Origin of the sequence: Sulfuricurvum sp., from assembly GCF_031427015.1 — a bacterium.
Classification (GTDB): Bacteria; Campylobacterota; Campylobacteria; order Campylobacterales; family Sulfurimonadaceae; genus Sulfuricurvum.
On sequence record NZ_JASJOW010000003.1, the window covers coordinates 279842 to 301847 of the forward strand.

Here is a 22006-nt window from a genome sequence, read left to right on the forward strand (position 1 = left end):
GAGAGGAGCTAAAATCCAAATTCTTAAATTTATTCGCTCTGTGGTATATTCTATCCTATAAATCTACACAGAATCGAGAAACTATGCGTATCTTATTAACGGGAGCCGATGGCTATATCGGACGCCGCCTTAAACGTGTACTGATATCGCAACACGATGTCTCTCTTCGTCTGATGGTACGTAACCGAGCCAGCCTTTCATCGGATATAGGGTCCGATATTGAGGTGGTACAGGCGGATGTTTTGAAAAAAGAGACACTAGACTCCGCATTGGAAGGGATTGATGTCGCCTACTATCTGATCCACGGTCTCGCACGTCCCAATTATCAGGAGTTGGATCGCCAAAGTGCCCAAAACTTTCTCGATGCCGCTATCCGAAACGGTGTAAAGAGCATCATCTATCTCGGCGGCTTGGGGGAAAAGAGTAGTGCCAGCGAACACCTTCTCAGCCGTATAGAGACGGGTGAAATCCTCAGCTCCCGTCCCGATGCGGTGCGATGTGTGTGGTTTCGAGCCGGAGTGATCATCGGATCGGGGAGTGCCAGTTTTGAGATTATCCGTAATCTGGTTCAAAAGCTCCCGATTATGATTACCCCTCGCTGGGTCAAGAGCCGTATTACTCCGATCGGAGTGGACGATGTCATCGGGTATCTTGATGATGCCAAAACGTTGAGTCTTTTGCACAACGAGATGATCGATATCGGGAGCGAAGCGATGAGCTACGGGGAACTGATGCTTCGCACCGCTTCCGTGATGGGGCTGCGCCGTTGGCTGATACCCGTACCGTTGTTGACACCCAAACTTTCTTCGTATTGGCTCACGCTCTTTACTCCCGTCCCCTACAGTGTTGCGAGTTCACTGATCGAGGGGCTTAAAAGCGAAGTGGTGATGACTAACAATCGTGCGGAAGTGTTGTTCGAACGCCGTCCTATCGGATTGGAAGCATCGGTTGCCAAAGCGATCGAGGAGATACGAACTCATCAGATCATCAGCCGTTGGAGTGACAGCGGCGGCGGGGTATGGGAGGTAGATCATACCCGCGATATTGCTAGCGCTGTTTTTACCGACCGTCGAATACTCCCTTTGGGGGATAAATCTGCCGAAGCGGTGTTCAAAAGTTTTTGTGCGATCGGCGGATCAAACGGGTGGTTCGGGTATGATTGGCTTTGGAAAGTGCGCGGTGGGATTGACAAACTTTTAGGAGGTGCGGGGATCAATCGGGGACGCCGAGATTCTGAGACACTGCGGATCGGAGATAGTCTCGATTTTTGGAAAGTGGTCGATTTGGTGGAGAATGAGCGGCTTTTATTGTATGCGCAAATGAAGCTTCCGGGCTCTGCATGGCTGGAATTTAAAATTCATCAGGGAACTTTGATTCAGAGTGCCTATTTTTATCCCGATGGGGTGAGCGGTCGTCTTTACTGGTATATTTTAATACCGTTGCACCATCTCATCTTTGCCAATATGGCAAAGATGATTTTAGAGAGGGCTTAGCTTCTATTGTTAGCCTCTAGCCGTGACTTCGAGCAAGTGGTAGCCGAATTGGGTTTTGATCGGACCGTAGAGGACGCCGACATCGCCGTTAAATACCGCTTTGTCAAACTCAGGAACCATTTGACCCGGTGTGAATCGACCCAAATCTCCCCCTTTTCGACCGGATGGACATTGGGAGTGTTCTGCCGCCGCTTCTGCGAAAGAGGTTCCCTCTTCGATTTCTGCTTTGAGTGCGTTGCACTCTGCTTCGCTACTTACTAATATATGTCGTGCGGTTGCCCATGCCATGATGATCCTTTATTGTATTTTTGGAATTTTACTCTATTAGTACTTTTTATTTGTATTGACGAGCATATCTTTTTCGCTCAAGTCGTCCATCAGTGTTTTTAGATTTTTCAGACTTAAGAGTTTAAGGGTATCGCTTTTCTCTTTTTTGAACTCGCTTGAAAAACCGTTTTTAGAGAAGATGACGAACTTATCAGGATTGAGTTTAGCACGTGTACATTTCTCTTGGAGTTTGCTCAGTTCGCTTTTATTGGCTTTAGCTTTTGAGTATTTACATGATCCCGCCAAAACTTTTCCTGATTTAGTTTGTCCCAAAATCTCAATTTCGATATTTTTATCCCAGTATGAGCCGATTTTAGCTACCCAATCCTCTTTGAAACTTTGTTTGACGAGGGCAATGACGAGCCCCTCGTACACTGGATCAAAAAAGCTCTGCTTGTTATTTTCCCATCGCTCTTTTACTTCGGTGAAATCTCCCTCTTTTATCCCCTTATAATACGGAGAGATAGCGGAGAACCAAAAGCGTAAAAACGGAGCGGTAAAGAGGAGACGATCCGAGACCTCTTCAGACTCATCGGCAGGCTCTTCTTGGGAGTGTTCACGCGTCAGTAAGCCGAATTTAATCAAAAAGGCCGCCGATTCTTCCCCCTCTTTTCGGTTTAGATCGGCACGTCGGAAGGCTGAGTGCTCCCGTCGGTCTCCTAAAGCCAATGCGGAGAGGAGGGCATGATGCGCTTTGTTGCTTTGGGTGATTTTGGTCAGATCGCCGTGAATGTAGCGGTAGTTCGCGAGTACCTTCTCCTCGATCAGCTCTTCGAGTGACTTAGACAAATCGATATTCCATCCCATACCGCCGAACACGGCGAAGTATTCAATCGCTTTTTCGATATCGGCGGCATTATTTTGAAAGCAAAAGGATCGGAATTGTTGAAGAAGGGTAGGGTGTTTGGACATGCAGAAGCAACCTTGTTTTAATTACCGCATTATAGCCTAACGGCAGCTCCTTAGAGCTTTTCGGCACCTTTTTGAGTCAAGACAACCGTTACTCCGTCTTCATTGACGGTAATTATTCCGTCGCTTTTCAGCTCATCCATTGCGATTTGAAAAGGGCGGTCTTGCTTAGAATCGAGTTTTTTCAAAATGGCGCTGATGACGTCTTGTTTGGTCATGATGTGACCCGCTTCAGCACGGCTGCTTTTGAACCAGTTTAGAAACATCGCTTTGATCTCATTTTTTTGTGTTGTTTCGATGTTCTCTTTTTTAGGGGGTGCTTTACGGGCAAAGTTTTGAGGCGGGTTCTTATAATCCCGTTTAGGGGCAGGTTTTCTGTTTTGTGCAGGTGGTTTGATGGGTGATCCTTGGTATCGTGTAATCAGTTACGCTATTGTAGTGATTTTTACTTAATGACACGGCTCAACATTTGTTGTATAGTTAACATTACATAAAAATTTCTTAATCGACAAGGAGTTCTCTATGAGTACGATCATTATGCTGTTCATATTGCCGCTTGGGATATTGGTCTATTTTTGGGATCGCCGTAATTACGCGCAGAATCTTCTACTCTTTCGAGATTATATTTCGCAGATGTACTATGCTGACCTACCGCAGAGTGACAAAATGGATCAAATCGATGAAATGTTTTATCAAAACGGATATACACGTATCGAGCGCTCCGAATCACGGCTCATCGTCGAGAAAAAACATTTCAATATCGGGTTACTATTTATCTCGGTGGGGGCATTAACCTACTTCGGGTTATTCATCTATCTGCTTTACTATCGCTTTGTTCAAAAACCGCGCAGGCTCAGTGTCGATTTAGGCAATGAGGTGATGATGAAGGAAGAGAAAAAATAATCGCTTACGCGAGTTTTTTTCGCATCATTCTATAATGCAAGAAACCTAAAATTCCGACGACAGAGACAAGAATTGCGAATTGTGAACTCTCTAATCCGGCAGATTTGGCTCCGATTGCGAATCCAAACAGGAGAAGGAGAAATAAGGTCATAAATCGTGAATAAAGTTTAGTTAGTTTCATGAATACAGCTCGTTTAATTATATTGAATAAGCAATATCGACAATAGACGTATTTTGTTTAGCCTGAAGATACGGAGAAAGAGAAGATGTTTTCCTCACTTGTCTCGAAAATCGTTTTTATATAGTCTTTATTTTTTATATAACTTCAAGAATTTAAGGAATACAATTTTCGGTATAGGATTTAACATAATTAAATCTTTGGTGTGTCTGAAATGCTTATGATTTTACCAAAAAAGAGATATTTGGACACGGGCTTTCTTCTAATACGAGAGGAGGTTTTACGATGAATACTTTAGAATGGTTTAGTCATTTGGAACAAATTAACGGACGCAATGAAGTTGCCAAGATGTTTACCAACGGTGCATGGAAAGTTGATTTTAACGAGAACACGCCGACATTTATTTGTTACTCTGAGTATGAATGCCATCAGTGCCCCAACTGCTCTCAAAAGCCGTGTTTATGTTCACTCGAAAGCACGGAAAGGATAAGTCATCCACTCTATCATGAGCAGATGATGATCTATTGCTCAGAATTTACGGAATTATGTTAGAGAATATCTGAATCAATGATGCTATAATTAATCAAAAAAGCGGCATTGATGTTTATAGGGTGCAAGCGAAGAGATAAAAATTGAGGGTAGATGTTTAAACTGATACGTAAAGTCGTAGTCTATTTTGACCCGCTTCTTGAAAATGAATCGTTGAACCTAAAAAAAGAGTTTGAAGCATGGGATAAACATGCTCGGACGATTCAAATCCGCATTTTATCACTTTTGACGGGTCTGCTTTATATCGCCGCTTCCTACATAGAGCGTGATATCTTATCATCCGATACGCTCTCGTTTGCGACATCACTCCATCTGTATTTTTTACCTCCCCTTCTATTTTTTATCAGTGCGATGACATTTTTTCGAACGCTTTATACGCCGATGATTCTGATCTTGGCCATCTCTCCCGTACTAGCGAATATAGGTAATTTATATTTGACCGAATTACTACGCTCATCCCCGATTTATTTATCTGAACTCTATTCAACAGAAGTCTATTTAATCGTAATTTGGATTTTTGCTATCTCCGGATTGCGATTTTCCTATGCCATTATTAGTGCATCGATATGCTTTATATTGACGCTAGGGTATCAATTCTATTCTTTGATGCCGAAAGAGATCTTTTATCTGCACCAATTGTGGATGTTTTCTGCTTTTTCTTTTGGGGTTATGACAGCACTTATCCTCGAAAAAAATAACAAACGAATCTTTCTTGATGCTCGAAAATTGGAACAATTGGCCACTGTCGATAAGTTGAGCGGATTGTATAATAGAATGAAAATAGAGACGTATTGCGACATGGAGATTGATAGAGCCGAACGGTATAACGAAATATTTTCGATGATTTTAATCGATATCGATTATTTCAAGGAGATCAATGATGCTCATGGACATAATATCGGTGATCGGGTTATATCAAATATCTCGAAAGTTTTACAGAGTTCTATTCGATGTGTCGATTATGTAGGACGATGGGGAGGAGAAGAATTTTTAATTCTTCTTCCCAAAACGACAGCACAGCAAGCATTTCAAATTGCCGAAAAAATACGAATTACCATTATGGAAGAGGATTTTTCTCCTGCGCAGAATATCACAATAAGTGCAGGTATCACTGAATATATACAGGGGGATACGACAGAGAAAATTATCCAACGAGCGGATGACGAGCTTTATAAAGCCAAAGAAAGCGGCAGAAATCAAATCCAGATTTATGAGGCTCCATCGTTCTTTTAGGTGCATGATAGGTGAAAATGTCTCTCTAAAAAATCAGAATAGATAATGCATATTCTAAAATTATGAGAGTAGCTAAGTTCCAAGGAGTGATTTATGGCAGTGTTGATCACCGATACCTGTATAAATTGTGACGCCTGTATCGAGGAGTGTCCTGCAACGGCGATCGTCAGTGCAGATGAATCACCGCTTGAGGGCGGCGAATACACCTATGTCAAACCTGAAAAATGTATCGAATGCGTCGATTCGGCAGTACCGAAATGTGCCGATGTCTGTCCGACCGAGGGGTGCATCGTGTGGGATATGTCCTACATTGCCGAATACAACGACCATTTTGTCCAAAGCGGCGAGTATGTGATCCGTGTCCATAAGAGCAAAGGGCTGATGTCTCCTGACGTGAGTCCGATGCCGTGGCGTGAGAGTATCAGTATGGAGCAAAGAGAAGCGCGTGTGAGTGTTGGGGAGACGTTGAAGCTTTATAATTAGGGTTTGAGGTTATAGTTATTACCTAACCCCTATTTCTTTGTTTCTATATTTTTTTTTAATAGCTAGATTGTAAATACATAATCTGTGTTTCTTGTAATTTTTTATATAGTTCGGCAGTATTATTCAAATCTTTTGTATATGCATTTTCATTATTATACTTAATTGCATTTTTTATAAATTCTATTTTTTCACGCAATTCCATTGCTGAGGGCTTTCTTCTATCTACAGATTCAGAAACAATTTTCAATCCATTCTGGAATGAACATAAATTATGATAGACATTGACATCCAATATACCTTGCACAATTGTATATTGGCTTGTATTTTTATCCATTTCATTTTTTATATGTAGTCGTTCTATTTCTCGTTCTTTATCAATAGCTTTAATAATAGCTATGGCGAAAGAATTGTAATACACTTCTTCATTTACAAGGGATCGACTAGCATTTGATACGGTTGCAGCAGCAGAGAAAGCCATTTTGGTTGTTTCTGCACCTACAACGGTTGCAAGGCTAGAAAAAATTGTTGTTGCCCCTCCTAATGTTACATTGAAATTTACCGAATTTCCAAGAATATTGCCTTTGTGTTCTTCACACACTTCATCTGATAGTAGTATAAATCTACTCAATAATGTATTTCTTGCATTTGGATCAATTTGTGCATTTTGAAACGCCTCTTTAAAGGCAGTTCCTTCTGTATTAATTATTTTTTCATTTTTCAGATAAAAGCTTTGGTTATTATCATTTAAGATATCAGTAGACTTCATGATGGGGTTTACAGTGTAATATTGTCCGGCACAACCACTTAACAAGAAAAGAATAGAAAGCGGCACAAATAACTTTTTCATTATTTATTCCTAAGGTAAAGATTTTTAGAAGCTAATGCAAACAAAAAATATACAACAAAACATTCTACATCTATTTCTATAAAGTATTCTTTAGTATAAATGAATGAGTTTGTCCTTAAGAACGTATATTCCCCGTGATCCAACACCTAGAGCCATTACGGAGGCAGTAGTGCTGAGAGGAACGAGCGTTCTTGGATCGCGGTATGCTCTTTTGGTACTTTTCGGCTAAACAGAAAAGTACGGAGAAAGTTTGAAATGTGGGGTGAGGGAAGGGGAATAGAAAAATTAGCCTGTCCCTCCTTAGCTTCTTAGCTTTCGACTAGTCAGTATTTTCGTCTTTATTATTCAATAAATTATATTCTACAGGTATTCTATTTATAAAAGATAAGAATGAGTCTATGCTCATTGTTATGAGAAACAAAGGTATTACTATTGGAAAAATCAATATAATATAAAAACTTTTTATAATTATATTTTCTGGTTCTGGAAAAGTATTATCTAATTTGGCAACAATAGTATTTGTAATGAAATCTTTTTCATACATTCCTAGTTTTATTTTATTGACACCTTTGATTGTTCCATTAAGATTTATTTTCTCATTTGCATCTGCTGTATGATAGACTTCAAAAATTGCACCGTCTCCGAAATCTAAGAAGTCAAAATTAATATATGCTTCATTATTTTCAATATTAATAGATATGTTATTTGCTATTTTTCTATTAAAGATTGATTTAACATTTATAATTTTTTTATCTACAGGTATAGATATACGTAATTTATCAATCGGGGCTATATCATTTCCATCGATAACATCGTTTCCATTATTCCAGAATGCAAATTTTGTTAATGTCAAAGTATGGATTTGCTCTTTATTGTATGTTATTTGTAGACCATCTAATGCTGAAATAGAATTTTTAATAAGAGCAAAGCTTTTATATAAATATGTTGGTTTTTTTACTTTTTTACTTTTGAAATACAAAAATATAGATATTATTACACTAATAATGGCTAATAATAAAAAAATTAAATTAAGATATGGACTATTTGTTAAATATGCTGAAATACTTTTTAACCATTCCATATTATTCCTTGCTATAAATTATTTTGATTATATAAAAAATACTCTTAATTAATAGTAGAATTTGCTACTGAAAGGGATGTAAACAACATCAATTAGGAAATAAAATAAACTTAATAAAATAAAAAAGTTATTTTAGAAGGATATAGAGTAAAAGGATAGCTCTACAAACGCTATCCTTTTGTTGGCAGAGAGAAAAACTTACAGCGCTTTCGCCATAATACGATTCAATCGTGCAATAAACCCTGCGGTATCTGCAAGCGTCTCACCCTCATAGAGTTTCGCCTGATCAAGCAACACATGCGCCGCATCGTCGATGAGGTTCATATCTGCTGAGTCACTAAGCTTTTTAATCAACTCATGGTTCGGGTTGATTTGGAGGATCGGTTTCGGAGCCGGGAAATCCCCGCCCATGTTACCGAACTGCTTCATCATCTGCGCCATCATGTACCCTTGGTCTTCTTTATCGACTTTCAGACATACGGCAGACTCGGTGAGATCAAACGTCGTTTCGACTTTCGATACGTTCTCACCGAGAGCATTTTGGAGCTGACCAACGAAGCTTTCCATCCCTTTGGCTTTCTCTTCGTGTTCTTTTTTCTCCTCTTCGGACTCTTCGAGTTTCGCATCCGTGACGTTGACGAATTTATACTCATTGTACTCGGTGACCATCGGGAATACGATCGTGTCGATCTCTTCGTTAAGCACCAATACATCGATCCCTTTGGCTTTGAAACGCTCAAGTGCAGGGGAGTTTTTGAGCATTTGGAGAGACATTTTGGCAGAGATGTAATAGATCTCTTTTTTCTCTTCATCGACGTTTTTCACGAACTCGCTGAACATCACCGGCTCGGCACTGTTGAGCGTGTTGAGTTTGAGAAGCTCTAGGATACGCTCACGGTTGCCCATATCGCTGTAAAGACCCTCTTTGAGGACGTTTCCGAACTCTTTGTAGAATGCGTCGTATTTTTCCGCATCATTTTCCGCGATTTTAGCGAGTTCACCCAACACTTTTTTAACCGAAGCGTTTTTGATTTTCGCCATAACGCGGTTGCTTTGGAGGATTTCACGGCTGACGTTGAGCGGAAGGTCGGCAGAGTCGATCACCCCGCGAAGGAAACGTAAGTAAGTCGGCATAAGCTCTTTTTCATCGTCGGTGATGAAGACACGGTTGATATAGAGTTTGATACCGCTTTGGTAGTCAACACGGTACAAGTCCATCGGCGCTTTGGACGGTACGTAGAAGAGGGTGGTGTACTCTAACGCCCCCTCAGCTTTATTATGCATCCATGCTAACGGTTCGCTGGAGTCGTGGGCGATACTGGAGTAGAAATCTTTGTACTCTTCATCAGAGATATCGGATTTAGAGATCGTCCAAAGGGCGTTGGCTTTGTTGATTTGTTTGTTAAGTATTTCGTTATGACCTTTCTCTTCTCCCTCAGCCGGGGCTACCCACTCCTCTTTGTCCATGAAGATCGGGAAAGGGATGTGGTTCGAGTATTTTTTGACGATAGAGTCGATACGGTGAGTCTCTAGGAACTCTCCCTCATCGTCTTTTAGGTGCATAATGATCGTTGTACCGTGAGAATCGCGTTCTGCAGGCTCAAGATCGTATTCTGATCCCGCCATAGATGACCATTTGTACGCTTGCTCTTCTCCGGCTTTGCGGCTGATCACTTCGACTTTGTCGGCGACCATAAACGAGGCATAGAAACCGACCCCGAACTGACCGATGAGTTTGGAATCTTTTTTCTGATCGCCGCTGAGTTTTTCGAGGAATGCTTTAGTTCCCGATTTCGCGATGGTTCCGAGGTTTTCGACTAAATCGGCTTCGTTCATCCCGATACCCGTGTCAGAAATGCTGAGGGTTTTTGCCTCTTTGTCGATCACGATATCGATACGAGGGGCGAAATTGACCCCTTTGTAGGCTTCGTCGGTGAGGACGAGCATGTTGAGTTTATCAAGAGCATCCGAAGAGTTTGAGACAAGCTCACGGACGAAAATCTCTTTGTTGGAGTACAAAGAGTGGATCATGAGATGCAAGATTTGTGAGACTTCAGTCTGGAACTGATGTTTTGCCATATGACTATCCTTAAAGGTTAAATTTTGAGCTGTGATTGTAACGAAATAGTTTTAATAATGCAAGAGATATCAAATAAGTTGAGTCTTGTTGACTAATACTTAATATGAGTGAGGTAAAGGCCGTTATGGGGTGCGATATCGGTGGAGTATCGCTTAACGCAGTTTAGTTGCTCGATAAGCTCCTCTTTCGTCGCTTTCCCCGCCGAGATACGGAGCAAGAAACCGACCATCAGGCGGATTTGGGAGCGGAGAAACCCGTTCCCCTCGAACACGAGGATAAAATACCCTTTATGCGAATAGGCGTAGGCTCGGTAGATGATGCGGGTAAAATGATCCATATCGTTGCCGCTTTTTTTAAAAAGCTCAAAGCTATGGATCCCCTCGAAACATCGGATGGCATCGGCGATCACTTCTCGGTTGAGGGTGGGAATAAACGAGACGAAATTGTCCTCAAACGGGTTGGTCGTCCCCTCTTTTATAACGTAGCGGTAGACGCGACGCTTGGCACTGTAGCGGGCATGAAAATCGCTCTCCACAAATTCGATTCGCAAGATTCGTAATGAATTGGGCAACTGGAGGTTGAGCATCTCTTTGAGCCGCTGTAAGTCGCTCCAAAACAGCGGTAAGTCGATGTGCATCACCTGATGAGTGGCGTGGACACCTCGGTCGGTTCTTCCTGAGCCTTTAGGAGTGGAGTTGATTTTAAGCCGTTTGAGGGCAATGATAAGGGTTCCGATAACGGTTTCATGGGTAGTGGGCTGCTGTTGAGACCCCATAAACGCTGAGCCGTTGTAGCTCATCGTAATTTTAGCTCGGTTCAAAAACGGCTCCCCACCAGACGTTTATAAAATCCGTAGGTGATGAGAAGCCATCCGAGGGTAACAATCCAAATCGTGTGAAATCCGAACCATTGCTGGGTGATAATCGCGGCAGAGTAAAATCCGACGATGGAGAGGAAAAGCCATAGGTAAATCCATCGCTTTTGATGGCGGGCATGGACTACTCCCATCGCGATAATCAAAAAGATCGAGAGGAGGGGGAAAAGGCTTAAAAGGGTATCGGTAATGAGAAGCTGATTCTTTTTCTCCCGTTTTTCATTATTGGTCCAATAATCGAGCGTGTTGCGATAGATGGTTGTGTCGGTATTCATCATATCGTTGATATAGGCTGTTTTGAAAAGCATTGTTTTAAGGAGGTTGTCATCGTAGCTGTAACTCTCCCCTTTATCCAATTTAAGCTGTAATACACCGTTTTTGTTGATCAATTCGGCTTTATCGGCGGTAATTAGGATTTCACTTTTCATCTCTTTGTTAAAGAGGACGACATCTCCGAATGCACGCGACTCTGAGTCGCTTTTGTTGATAAAAAGCATCCAGTCTCCGAAATGGTGACCGAACTCCGAAGCCGAAAGGTTGAATTTCGCTTCCGCCCTTTTTTTCTCTAAAAAGTTCGCGGAGATGATTTTGATATATGGGGTAACGACGACAAAGTTGACAAAGAGGAGAATACTCAAGAATAATGCGGGGAGGGCTAAAACTCTCGCTACAAACGAGGGTGAAATTCCGAGTGAGAAGACCACGACCATTTCATTGTCATTGGAGAGGCGGTATAGGGCTAATGAACCGCCGACGACAAACGCGATAGGGAGGGTATAAAACAGCAGCTCAGGGACAACAAACAAGTAGAGTTTTCCCATCTCCGCAATGCTCAGCTGAATGACCGCCGTGTAGGTCGCGAGCTTGATCATAAAAATGACCGAGGCAATCGCAAAGAGGGGGAGGAAAATCGAGAAAAAGAGTATCGACAGATGCGATAAAATGTAGCGGCGTAATTTATCCATAGATACCCACCATAAAGTTGTTGACATAGGTATCAAACATTAAAACGATCCAACATCCCATCGCTAAAAAGGGGATAAAGGGGAGTTGTTTGGACTCTTCGCTCTCATCACGGGTTAGCATTAATGCGGGAAGTGCCAAGACAGCACCCAGAAAAATAGCGGCGAGGCCGAGCTGTATCCCCAGCAGTGCCCCCATCGTCGCGGCGATCATAATGTCGGCTTCTCCCATCGCCTCTTTTTTGATGGCGTAGGAGAGGTAAAAACGAAGGAGTGAAAAACCTCCGGCAAAGAGCAGAGCATTGGTAACGTTGTATCCGAATTGCTCAAACGAGGTGACGCTAAAGACGGCAAGAGTGAGGGCGGCGAGGTTAAGACTGTCCGGAACCATTTTGTAGCGATAGTCGATTGCCGAGAGGGCCAAGAGAAAATCAAAAGTGAGTGCGACTCCGAATGCTTGGAATGTCAGTCCCAGTTTTAGAGCACTAAAGAGGAAAATAAGACCGCTGAGTATTTCAATTAGAGGGTATTGGATCGAAATCTTTGCTCCGCAAAAAGCACATTTTCCTCGCAAAAAAAGCCATGAAATAATCGGAATATTATGCCAAGCTCTCAGAGGGGTGTTACAGCTCATACAATGCGAAGCGGGAAATGAGACACTCTCATCACGCGGTATACGGAGAATAAGAACATTAAAAAAAGAACCGATTGCCGCCCCAAAAATAAAGATAAATACCAATTCCATCAGTTCAATCCTCCGAAGCGTCTTTCGACCGTTTTAAATTTTTTAATAATAGTTTCAAGCTCATCGGTAGTGAACTCAGGCCAAAGGGTCTTGGTAAAAAACAGTTCTGCATATGCCGCTTGCCATAGCAAAAAGTTTGAAAGACGGTGATCTCCCCCTGTCCGAATGAGTAAATCAACATCATGGGAACAATCAAGCTGTGCGCTAAGCGACTCAACGGTGATCTCCCCCTTGTCTCGGAGGGCATTGGCGGCACGGACAATCTCATCACGCCCTCCATAGTTGAGTGCTAAACATTGTGTCAGACCGTTACAATGGATCGTTGCGGCTTGGACATCGTCGATGACGTTGCGAAGCGATTTAGAAAAGATCGAGAGATCACCGATCGGCTCAAAACGGATATTTCCTTCGAGATAGGTGGAGCGTTCACTTTTGAGGTAACGTTCGAGGAGTTTCATCAAAAATTCGACTTCAATTTTCGGCCGTTTCCAGTTTTCGGTACTGAATGCATACAAGGTGAGTCGTTCGATATCGCTATGTGCGCCACAATAGGTAGTGATAGCACGTACGGTTTCTGCACCTTTTTCATGTCCGAACGTTCGGCTTTTTCCCTGTGCTTCTGCCCAGCGGCCGTTTCCGTCCATTATGATCGCGATATGACGGGGGAGGTTGCTCATAAAGATTCGGCTTGTTCTAAGAGATGAAGCGAGAGGGTCAATTTATCGCTTTTGGGGAGGGGAATCGTTGCGTTGGGGGTGATAAAGTCGATTCGGTTGGTGTCACTGCCGAAAGGGTTATTCTCATCGATAATGTTGAGGCATACCGCTTGAACTCCTTTGCGTTCCAAGAGTTTTTTCGCATTTTCAGTGGCGACAGAGGGATCGGTTTCGGCTTTAAAAGCAACGGTTTTAATCCCCTCTTTATTACACTCGGTGAGTAAATCGATGTTTTGCTTCATCGAAATACTCCACGTTTCGCCCAAGGTCTCTTTTTTGAGTTTTCCCTCCTGCGGATGGGTTGGCAGATAATCGCTGACTGCCGCCGCCATAAAGAGATAGGGCTCTTTTTGGATGAGAGAAATAGGTTCATCATGGATGAGTGAGGGTTTTGAGAGTTTCCCTTTTTTGGCAATACGGATGGAGTCGGTGAGGTATTCGTTCATCTCTTCAGAACTCTCAACTTCAATGGTATGCAGTGATGCGGGAAGATCACTCTCAAAACGGGTAGCGATCAGATTCACATCGGCACCTTTGAGAAAAAGTGCCGTAGCGAGTGCCGAGGCCATTTTACCGCTGGAACGGTTACTGATGGTGCGGACATCATCGAGCTTTTCGACGGTGCCTCCCCCTGTAACGATAACACGACGATCACTCCAAAACTCGTTTTTGAGCAACGTGCGCGCACTGTGCCAAAAAATCTCCAGAGGTTCCGCCATCGCACCGTCCCCTACCACTTGACAGGCTAGTTCTTTGGTTTGGGTTGCGATGATCTCGTAGTTGGCAATGGCGAGCATTTTCATCGATGCTTGAATCATCGGATTTTGGATCATGTCGGTATTTGCCGAGGGGGCGATGAGTTTGATTCCCGAAAAGGCGAGGGCGCACTGGGTGAGGATCGTATCGGCAATACCGTTGGCGAGTTTGGCAATGGTGTTCGCAGTAACGGGGGCGATCACCAGTAGATCCGCCCACTGAGAAATCTTGATATGGTTGAAATCATCCGCCCACGATTCGTTGGTGTCATCGAGGACTCGATTGCGGCTGAGGGCTTCAAAACTGAGCGGTGCAACGAACTTTTTAGCGGAGGGGGTCATAACGACACGCACGTCGGCACCCGCTTTGATGTAAAGTCGAAGCAGTTCAAGGGATTTATACGCGGCAATCGATCCCGTAACGCCGAGAAGTATTTTTTTACCCGCTAAAAGGTTCATCGGGATATTCATTATTTCCCTTTACCGAAGAATTTAGAGAAAAAACCTTCGACTTTTCGGATCGGAGTACGGCTGAGGATAAGAATACCGCTCTCATATTTACCTGCGGTAACGGTTGTACCTGCGGCGATCATAACGTTATCGGCTATCTCGAGCGGAGCGACGAGTTGGGTATCGCTCCCGACAAAGACATTTTTACCGATGAGCGTTTGGTATTTTTTTACCCCGTCATAGTTGCAGGTAATGGTTCCCGCACCGATGTTGCTCCCCTCACCGATGGTTGCATCGCCGAGATAGCTCAAATGTCCCGCTTTGACTCCCGTGAGAGTTGATTTCTTTACCTCGACGAAGTTTCCGACGTGGGTATCTTCAAGTACGCTCAAAGGACGAAGATGAGCCAACGGGCCGACATCGGAATTTTTTACCGAACTATCTTCGATGACACTGTGGGCTTTGATATGAGAGTTTGAGATAAGGCTCTCTCCGCACAGACGTACCCCGTTTTCGATGATACATTCACCTTCAAATATTACCCCCTCTTCGAGATAAATCGTCTCAGGAAGCTGCATAATCACCCCTGCATCCATCCATGTACGGCGGAGGCGATCCATCATGATCATTTCGGATTGGGCGAGATCGTATTTCGAATTGACCCCTTTAAACTCGACCTCTTCGACATACAACGGTGCGATTACAAGTCCATCACGTCGAGCGAGGGCGATAACGTCCGTGAGATAGTATTCGGCTTGAGCGTTGGTATTACGCAAAAGCGGAAGATAGGTTTTGAGAACGTTGTGTTTAAAAGCATAGACTCCGGCATTAACGGTTTGGATCGTTTTTTCTCTATTGTCAGCATCTCTTTCTTCCACGATTCGCTCTACGTGCCCTTTTTCAATCACGACGCGACCGTAGCCTGATGGGTTATCCAAAGTAATAACCGACATGACGATATCGGCGTCACTGTGTAAAAATTGTTCGATTGATTTTGGGGTGATAAGCGGCATATCGCCGTTGAGTACGAGTACGTTTTGATATTTGGGTTGAACATCCATCATTGCACCTCCCGTTCCGGGAAAGTTATCGGTGTCTTGGGTAACGAAGGTAAGTCCCGTAAAATATCTCTCCATCGCTGAGATAACCGAATCTTTTTGATGCGCGACGACGACGATAACGTCATCACTCATCGCACGTGCGGCTTTAATACTGTAGTAAAGCATCTCACGACCGCAGATTTCATGGAGTACTTTCGCCTTTGGCGATTTCATCCGAGACCCTTTTCCTGCAGCTAAAATAACGATAGTGAGAGAGTTTACCATTGCGGGCTCCTGAGATTAATTGATGCAATTTTATCAGAATTTAATGAAGATAGACCCTTAGGTTGTGGTATTATCGCCTCTTTAAAAACTATTATTCATATACGGAGTCCGGTTTGGGTCGTTTAGCTTTTTTTATCTTTATGATCCCACTCGTCCTTTGGGGCGCCGATCCGCAGATCCCCGCGATGAATTTCAATCTTACGGCTCCCGAATCTCCGGCAGAAGTCGTCAGCTCTTTGAATGTTTTATTGGTACTCACCGTCCTCTTTTTAGCTCCGAGTTTAGTGTTGGTTATGACAACGTTTACCCGTTTCGTCATCGTATTCGGGTTTTTGCGTCAAGCTCTGGGGACACAGCAAGTTCCTCCGACACAGCTTCTCGTTATGCTTGCCCTTATTTTGACCGTATTTGTAATGGAACCGGTGGCAACTAAAGCGTATGATGAGGGGATTAAACCCTACAGTGAAGAGAAAATAACCTACGATGAGGCGTTTGAAAAAACCACCGAACCGTTTAAAAACTTTATGGTGCGCAATACCAGAGAGAAAGATTTGGCCCTTTTCCTCCGAATCCGTCATATGGAAAATCCCCAATCGATCAAAGAGGTACCGCTCACTATCGTCATCCCTGCATTTATGATCAGTGAGCTGAAAACGGCATTTGAGATCGGATTTTTGCTCTTCTTGCCGTTTCTCGTCATTGATATGGTCGTTGCCTCCATTTTGATGTCGATGGGGATGATGATGCTCCCTCCGGTTATGATCTCGATGCCGTTTAAAATCCTTGTATTCGTCATGGTCGATGGGTGGAATCTTTTGATCGGAAATCTGATCGCCAGTGTCAAATAAGGGTCAGAATGCAGTGTGAATATTTTGGAATCTGCGGAAGTTGCCGCGATTATGAAGAGGGGTATGAGGGGCAATTGAGACATAAACTCGCTTCCGTGAAAGAGATGTTTTCCCCTTTGTATGCGGGTGAGATTACGGTGTGCCCCTCCCCAAGCGAGCGGTACCGTTTTCGTGCCGAATTCAAAATTTATCACGATGAGGGGGGAATCTCCTACGCGATGAGCCGACTGGATCGGCAGGGGGCTTTGAAAATCGAGCGATGTTCTATCGTCTCTCCTCATATTGCTGCGGTTATGGAGAGACTTCTCATCGAAATTAGCGATTTAGAGATTGCTCATAAACTCTTTGGAGTCGATTTTTTAGCCTCAGGAGAGGGGGAAGTAACCCTCAGTATGCTCTATCATAAAGCGCTGGATGAGCAGTGGCAAAACAAAGCGCGTGAACTTGAGAAACGGCTCGGTGTGTACATTATCGGACGGAGCCGTAAACAAAAACTGATCCTCTCCCAAGACTACGTCACCGAAAAACTTCATATTAACGGACGTGAATACCGCTATATCCACATCGAAAATAGTTTTACCCAGCCTAATCCGAGAGTCAACGAGCAGATGATTGAGTGGTCGCTCTCTCAGCTGAACGGTATCGGCGGTGATCTCCTCGAACTTTATTGCGGTGCGGGGAACTTTACGATTCCGTTTGCGGCGAAGTTTGATCGGGTGTTGGCAACAGAGATATCCAAATCTTCGATCCATGCGGCAAAACAAAACATGGCACTTAACGGTGTGGAGAATATCGAATTTGTCCGCCTATCGGCCGAAGAGTTCACCCAAGCATTGGACGGTACACGTGTATTTCGTCGTCTTGAGGGGCTTGAAGTAGGTGATTATCGCCTTAAAACTCTTTTTGTAGATCCTCCGCGTGCAGGATTAGGGGAAGAACCGTGCGCATTCGCGGCTCGCTTTGATCATATTCTCTATATCTCATGCAATCCCGAGACACTACAGCGCGATTTAGAGATATTGAGTACAACCCATACGATCACAGCGATGGCGGCATTTGATCAATTTCCTTACACTCACCATTTAGAGATGGGTGTGAAGTTAACTAAAAAAGGATGCGAGTGAGAGCGATTTTATTGAGTGTTATCAGTGCAATTTATCTTTACGGTGCCAACGGCGATCCTCAGTCTCTTTTAAACGAGGTAGCTAAACTTAGAGAGAAATACGAAGAGTGTCGTCAGGAACAAAGTCTCCTATCCTCAAGTGATGCGGCTACTAAAATTAAAGGGTATCAAAAACGGATAGCCCATCTCGAAAATCAAATCAAACAAAACGATAGTGAACTTTTGAGGATTAAAGAGCGCAATACGCAGATAGCGCATGAACTTTCCCAAAAAAAAGGGGTTATCCAGAGTCTAGAAAAATCGCTTACTTCCAAAGACCAAAAATACCTTGAAGCAACCGTCCAAAATGAGCGTCTGCTTAAAGAGACAAATACGATTAAAGTGGGAAAAGTAGAGCGTGAAAATCTAAAACGGGCACTCGTAAAAGCCAAAATGGACGCGGAAAAGCTCGAAAAATCGATGGGAAAAACCGATAAAGATGTTATGGCATTGAGAAGCTCATTGGCCGAAGCCAGAGCGGAAATTGAGAAACTTCGCTCACGCACCGCACCAATCCAGAGTACGGCAAAAGCAGCTGTTCCTGCTTCGGTACAAGAGAGAGTGGTTGAAAAAATAGTTTATAAAGATCGTCCGGTTATTCAAGAGAAAATCGTGACGAAAGTCGTTGAGCCGACCGAAAAAATCATTGCGTTGCAAAAAGAACTTGCCAGTGCACAGGCGACCATCGCCAACTTAAAAAACAGTGCTACAGGTAAAACTATCGTCAAAGAAAAAATTGTTGAAAAAATAGTCTATAAAGATCGTCCGGTGGTTCAAGAGAAAATCGTGACGAAAGTCGTTGAGCCGACCGATAAAATCAAAGCTTTGCAAACAAAATTAGCTCAAAATGAAGCTCAACTGGCCAAGCTCAAAGCGCAGCCGCAAAAACCGACTCCACCGAAGACGACAAAAGTTATAGCTGCCGCTCCTGAGAAAGTTCAAAAAGTTGCTCAGGAATCTAAAGTATCTGCTACTATACCTGCAACACCGAAAAAAGGGGGGTCGTCGTCCGCTTATCGTATGGCTTCCAATGCTCCGATCTATAACGCACCGGGCGGCTCTGTGGTTGATACGTGGGAAGAGCGCCGATCGTTTACGGCAGGAAATCCATCAGGCGGATGGGTGCATATTACGGGGTATTTCGTTAATCGGGTATGGCAGCGCACGGCAGAAGGTGAGAATTTGTATGTGAGAGAGAGCGACGTTATCCGAAGATAAAGGAAAGGGTATTTTTAATACCCGTCCCACGGCATTTTAGCCTCTTTCCATCCGAACATAAATCCGTTATCAAGATTGTAGGCTTTTATCCCCTCTTTTGCGAGGAGATTTGCCGCCGCTTTGGAGCGTGGGCCGCTTCGGCATACGAGGATGACGGAATCGGTATTGCGCAGCTTCATCGCTTTCATGACTTCGCCTACGAAGTTTTTATTGAAAACTTCTTTGGCATCGTAGAGTTTTTGTACTTCTACATGCCCCTTTGGCTTATCGGTTTTAAGTTCAAATTCGGCACTTTTTACCCGTTCTTCGACCGATTTTGGAACATACGTCCATTCATATGCGGGGATATTTATAAATCCCTCCCCGTGACCTGTGTAGATAAACTCGAGCGTCGTACGGACATCAACAATAATAGCTGAACCTTTTTTTTGCATCTCATGTGCTTCCGTCGCACTGAGATCTCCTTCATAAATATCATCAGCACTCAAAAAGGTACAGGTAAGGAGAAGAAGTAATATTTTTTTCATCATTTAATCCTCTGGAATATAATAAACGAGATTGTATCTCAAAAATATTACACTCAGATGAAAAAAAATAATGTAACATTACGAAAAAATAATGACGGAACTATGACTGAAACTATAAAGATCGTTTATGTTACCGATTGGGTATTAGGAGATAATAAATTATCAAATACAGACCCTTTCAGAGAAGTTTTGTTAGGATTTGATGCAGACGTAAGTATCCAAAACTCTTTGCCCCATAATTTTGAGGAAATTGATCTTTTAATTCTCCATCCTATGGAGATGAACAGTGCAATTTTTGAAACGATTAGTCATAGTAAAAGCGAAAATCCCGCGATAAAAACCGTTGTAATCTCAAGCGCGCACGGAAGCGATCTGTTTTTACAGGCCATCGACGTCGGGGTTGATAAGTACCTATTAAAGCCTCTTCTTCCGAGTGCGGTGAAAAAAGTCTCTGAGCGTTTAATGCGACAATCGTTGGAAGCCAAACAGGCGCAAAAAGCGTTTAAGCAGATTAATCTGATGTTCGGCGCTATCTCAAAAACATCCCTTTTAATACGGATGGAAGAAAACGGTCTTATTATTGAGGTAAACGACCTGTTATGCCGATTGTTGGGATTTCAAAGCGATATGATGATCGGAAGTCATTGGATGCGGTTTGTTGAGCGTCGTTTTTGGATTTTTTTACGTACATTGGTACGCGAAAGGCTTAAATCGGGAGATATCTATCGGGGCATAATTGAATTGGTAAGTGCAAAAGAGGATCTCATTACGGTTGACAGCACCATATATGCTATTCGTAACCAGCGCGGAGAGATTGAAGAGATTGTTTGCATCGCGCAGGACTTGAGTGAAGTTAATCGGGCTATTTTGGCAAGTATGGAGCAGTTAATAGACTATGAATCTTCTTTGACTGTATTGTTTAATCATCGTTATGAAGCGATTTTAGTCAATCAAAAATACTTAGATCTGATTGGATACGAGCGCAATGATGATTTTTTCGCCTCATCGCCTACACGTACTTGGATGGCTGAAACTTCGGATGGATTGGAACCTATAAATTTTGACGGATGCACGAGAAGAGAGGTACTGGAATCTATTTTCAGACAAGTCCATAACGGTGAAATACAAGGGCGGGTTGTATTAGAAAGTCACCATCAAAAGAGAGAATATTATACGCTTCATATCAGTTCGATGCCCAATCCGATGATTCCGAGCGAAGAGTATTACATCCTTTATTTTATCGATGTGACTCCGATTGAACGTATCAAAGAGGATAAAATCAATGATGCCAAGCTAATGAGTGTAGGACGTTTGGCTGCGGCAATAACCCATGAGATTAATACGCCGATTACCTACATCAAAGGGAACTTGGAGTTGCTTCAATGGGAATGTGAAGATAAAATTCCCGAAGCGCTCCCTTTGTTCGAACCGATTCAGGAGGGGATATCTCGGATTGAATCCATCGTCAGTTCCATGTATGAATTTGCCGGAACGGGGAAAGAGGAGATGAAACCGTGCAATATCCATATGACGTTGATTTATGCCCTTCGAATTATTATGAATCGTTCGAAACATATCGTTCCTATTTTGATCAACGGAGAACTTTTTAGCCTTGCCAGTGTGTATGATTCAAACTCATGTATGACGATGGGAATCTCCAATCGACTTGAACAAGTATGGATAATAATCCTAAATAATGCGTTAGATGAGTTTGAAAAGGGTACAATATCATATGAAAATCGTCACATCGATATTCATTTCCAGTGCGATGAAGAGCTGATTACCGTTACCGTCAGTGATAATGCGGGGGGGATTCCTGAAACAATGCTGGAGGGAATCTTTGATTATGCGATCAGTGGAGATAAGAAAAAGAGCATGGGGATCGGATTGAACGTAGCCAAAGCGATTATTGAGAAACACGGAGGGGGTATTCGAGTGAGTAACAAAAATGAAGGTGCAACTTTCGAGATTAGTTTAAAAAGATATAAGGAGAAACTGGATGTGGTTTAATGGAGAAGCGGTAAGACTCAAGGAAGAAAAGCATCTTCTTCAAGAAGAGTGTAATGCACTAAAAGCCGAATTGGAACTTTACAAAGAGATCGCGGCACTCAGTGCCAAAGAGGCTTTAGTTGTGTTAAATACTCAAGGGGAACCGATTTTTTTTAACACGCGCGCTCAAGATATTTCCGATAAACAAGCCGTTGCACGCGAATTATCCAAAGGATCGTCTGAAATCGTTGTCGGTGAGTGTGAAGCCTCGGTTGTCAGCAAAACGTTTAATAACGGGATGAAGGGTTTTATTCTCATTAAATCATCGGTTGTCGGCGGTGAAGAGGGCGGA

The 22006-nt window shown here is 43.0% G+C and carries 23 protein-coding genes; 9 read left to right on the plus strand and 14 right to left on the minus strand.

The window, feature by feature from the left end; genetic code table 11:
- Positions 1-83: 83 nt before the first annotated feature.
- Positions 84-1493, plus strand: coding sequence for an SDR family oxidoreductase (locus tag RMO68_RS06680; protein ID WP_310439951.1), 1410 nt, complete (start codon positions 84-86; stop codon positions 1491-1493).
- Positions 1494-1502: 9 nt separating this feature from the next.
- Here the strand turns inward: RMO68_RS06680 and RMO68_RS06685 are convergent, their stop codons facing one another.
- From RMO68_RS06685 to RMO68_RS06695, 3 genes are read right to left on the minus strand one after another with little or no spacing between them, the layout of a single operon-like run.
- Positions 1503-1781: a peptidylprolyl isomerase gene (locus tag RMO68_RS06685; protein WP_310439952.1), complete on the minus strand. Its 279-nt coding sequence runs from the start codon at positions 1779-1781 to the stop codon at positions 1503-1505.
- Positions 1782-1817: 36 nt separating this feature from the next.
- A complete protein-coding gene (locus RMO68_RS06690) occupies positions 1818-2732 on the minus strand; it encodes a DUF234 domain-containing protein (protein WP_310439953.1) in 915 nt (304 codons plus the stop codon).
- A 50-nt stretch (positions 2733-2782) separates the two neighbouring features.
- Positions 2783-2995, minus strand: a complete 213-nt coding sequence (locus RMO68_RS06695; RefSeq protein WP_310439954.1) for a hypothetical protein — start codon at positions 2993-2995, stop codon at positions 2783-2785.
- 256 nt (positions 2996-3251) lie between these two features.
- Between RMO68_RS06695 and RMO68_RS06700 the strand changes: the two genes are divergently transcribed.
- A complete protein-coding gene (locus RMO68_RS06700; RefSeq protein WP_310439955.1) occupies positions 3252-3632 on the plus strand; it encodes a hypothetical protein in 381 nt (126 codons plus the stop codon).
- Between the two features lie 4 nt (positions 3633-3636).
- Here RMO68_RS06700 and RMO68_RS06705 read toward each other — a convergent pair whose 3' ends face one another.
- Positions 3637-3813, minus strand: a complete 177-nt coding sequence (locus RMO68_RS06705) for a hypothetical protein (RefSeq protein WP_310439956.1) — start codon at positions 3811-3813, stop codon at positions 3637-3639.
- A gap of 282 nt (positions 3814-4095) precedes the next feature.
- Between RMO68_RS06705 and RMO68_RS06710 the strand changes: the two genes are divergently transcribed.
- The 3 genes from RMO68_RS06710 to RMO68_RS06720 all read left to right on the plus strand — a co-directional run bounded on the left by RMO68_RS06710 (position 4096) and on the right by RMO68_RS06720 (position 6075).
- Complete coding sequence (locus RMO68_RS06710) at positions 4096-4362, plus strand: hypothetical protein (protein ID WP_310439957.1); 267 nt, start codon at positions 4096-4098, stop codon at positions 4360-4362.
- 90 nt (positions 4363-4452) lie between these two features.
- Positions 4453-5592, plus strand: coding sequence for a GGDEF domain-containing protein (locus RMO68_RS06715; protein ID WP_310439958.1), 1140 nt, complete (start codon positions 4453-4455; stop codon positions 5590-5592).
- A gap of 93 nt (positions 5593-5685) precedes the next feature.
- Positions 5686-6075, plus strand: coding sequence for a 4Fe-4S dicluster domain-containing protein (locus RMO68_RS06720; protein WP_310439959.1), 390 nt, complete (start codon positions 5686-5688; stop codon positions 6073-6075).
- Between the two features lie 55 nt (positions 6076-6130).
- Here the strand turns inward: RMO68_RS06720 and RMO68_RS06725 are convergent, their stop codons facing one another.
- From RMO68_RS06725 to glmU, 9 genes are all read right to left on the minus strand, one after another.
- Complete coding sequence (locus RMO68_RS06725) at positions 6131-6922, minus strand: lipoprotein (RefSeq protein ID WP_310439960.1); 792 nt, start codon at positions 6920-6922, stop codon at positions 6131-6133.
- Between the two features lie 319 nt (positions 6923-7241).
- Positions 7242-8003: a hypothetical protein gene (locus RMO68_RS06730; RefSeq protein ID WP_310439961.1), complete on the minus strand. Its 762-nt coding sequence runs from the start codon at positions 8001-8003 to the stop codon at positions 7242-7244.
- A gap of 198 nt (positions 8004-8201) precedes the next feature.
- Positions 8202-10082: a molecular chaperone HtpG gene (gene htpG, locus RMO68_RS06735; protein WP_310439962.1), complete on the minus strand. Its 1881-nt coding sequence runs from the start codon at positions 10080-10082 to the stop codon at positions 8202-8204.
- A gap of 92 nt (positions 10083-10174) precedes the next feature.
- Positions 10175-10903 carry a tRNA pseudouridine(38-40) synthase TruA gene (gene truA / locus RMO68_RS06740; RefSeq protein ID WP_310439963.1) on the minus strand — a complete coding sequence of 243 codons (729 nt, stop codon included), beginning with the start codon at positions 10901-10903 and terminating at the stop codon, positions 10175-10177.
- On the minus strand, positions 10900-11922 hold the full coding sequence (locus RMO68_RS06745; RefSeq protein WP_310439964.1) for an LptF/LptG family permease: 1023 nt from the start codon (positions 11920-11922) through the stop codon (positions 10900-10902). Before RMO68_RS06745 ends, truA begins: the two co-directional genes overlap by 4 nt.
- Complete coding sequence (locus tag RMO68_RS06750; protein ID WP_310439965.1) at positions 11915-12664, minus strand: prepilin peptidase; 750 nt, start codon at positions 12662-12664, stop codon at positions 11915-11917. The genes RMO68_RS06745 and RMO68_RS06750 overlap by 8 nt, the downstream gene beginning before the upstream one ends.
- Positions 12664-13341 carry a di-trans,poly-cis-decaprenylcistransferase gene (locus tag RMO68_RS06755; RefSeq protein ID WP_310439966.1) on the minus strand — a complete coding sequence of 226 codons (678 nt, stop codon included), beginning with the start codon at positions 13339-13341 and terminating at the stop codon, positions 12664-12666. The genes RMO68_RS06750 and RMO68_RS06755 overlap by 1 nt, the downstream gene beginning before the upstream one ends.
- Entirely contained in the window at positions 13338-14606 is a 1269-nt protein-coding gene (gene coaBC, locus RMO68_RS06760; protein ID WP_310439967.1) for a bifunctional phosphopantothenoylcysteine decarboxylase/phosphopantothenate--cysteine ligase CoaBC, read from the minus strand. The genes RMO68_RS06755 and coaBC overlap by 4 nt, the downstream gene beginning before the upstream one ends.
- Entirely contained in the window at positions 14606-15910 is a 1305-nt protein-coding gene (gene glmU, locus RMO68_RS06765) for a bifunctional UDP-N-acetylglucosamine diphosphorylase/glucosamine-1-phosphate N-acetyltransferase GlmU (protein WP_310439968.1), read from the minus strand. Before glmU ends, coaBC begins: the two co-directional genes overlap by 1 nt.
- A 140-nt stretch (positions 15911-16050) precedes the next feature.
- Here glmU and fliP point away from each other — a divergent pair, with 140 nt between their 5' ends.
- The 3 genes from fliP to RMO68_RS06780 are packed head-to-tail and all read left to right on the plus strand — an operon-like array spanning position 16051 to position 19138.
- Positions 16051-16758: a flagellar type III secretion system pore protein FliP gene (fliP, locus tag RMO68_RS06770; protein ID WP_310440308.1), complete on the plus strand. Its 708-nt coding sequence runs from the start codon at positions 16051-16053 to the stop codon at positions 16756-16758.
- Between the two features lie 8 nt (positions 16759-16766).
- Positions 16767-17882 (plus strand): tRNA (uridine(54)-C5)-methyltransferase TrmA, encoded by a 1116-nt coding sequence (trmA, locus tag RMO68_RS06775; RefSeq protein WP_310439969.1) that lies wholly within the window; start codon positions 16767-16769, stop codon positions 17880-17882.
- Positions 17879-19138, plus strand: coding sequence for a hypothetical protein (locus RMO68_RS06780; protein WP_310439970.1), 1260 nt, complete (start codon positions 17879-17881; stop codon positions 19136-19138). Before trmA ends, RMO68_RS06780 begins: the two co-directional genes overlap by 4 nt.
- Positions 19139-19152: 14 nt before the next feature.
- Here the strand turns inward: RMO68_RS06780 and RMO68_RS06785 are convergent, their stop codons facing one another.
- Complete coding sequence (locus tag RMO68_RS06785) at positions 19153-19665, minus strand: rhodanese-like domain-containing protein (protein WP_310439971.1); 513 nt, start codon at positions 19663-19665, stop codon at positions 19153-19155.
- 102 nt (positions 19666-19767) lie between these two features.
- On the opposite strand from RMO68_RS06785, the gene RMO68_RS06790 reads away from it, so the two are divergent.
- Entirely contained in the window at positions 19768-21675 is a 1908-nt protein-coding gene (locus RMO68_RS06790) for a PAS domain-containing sensor histidine kinase (protein WP_310439972.1), read from the plus strand.
- Positions 21676-22006 lie beyond the last annotated feature (331 nt).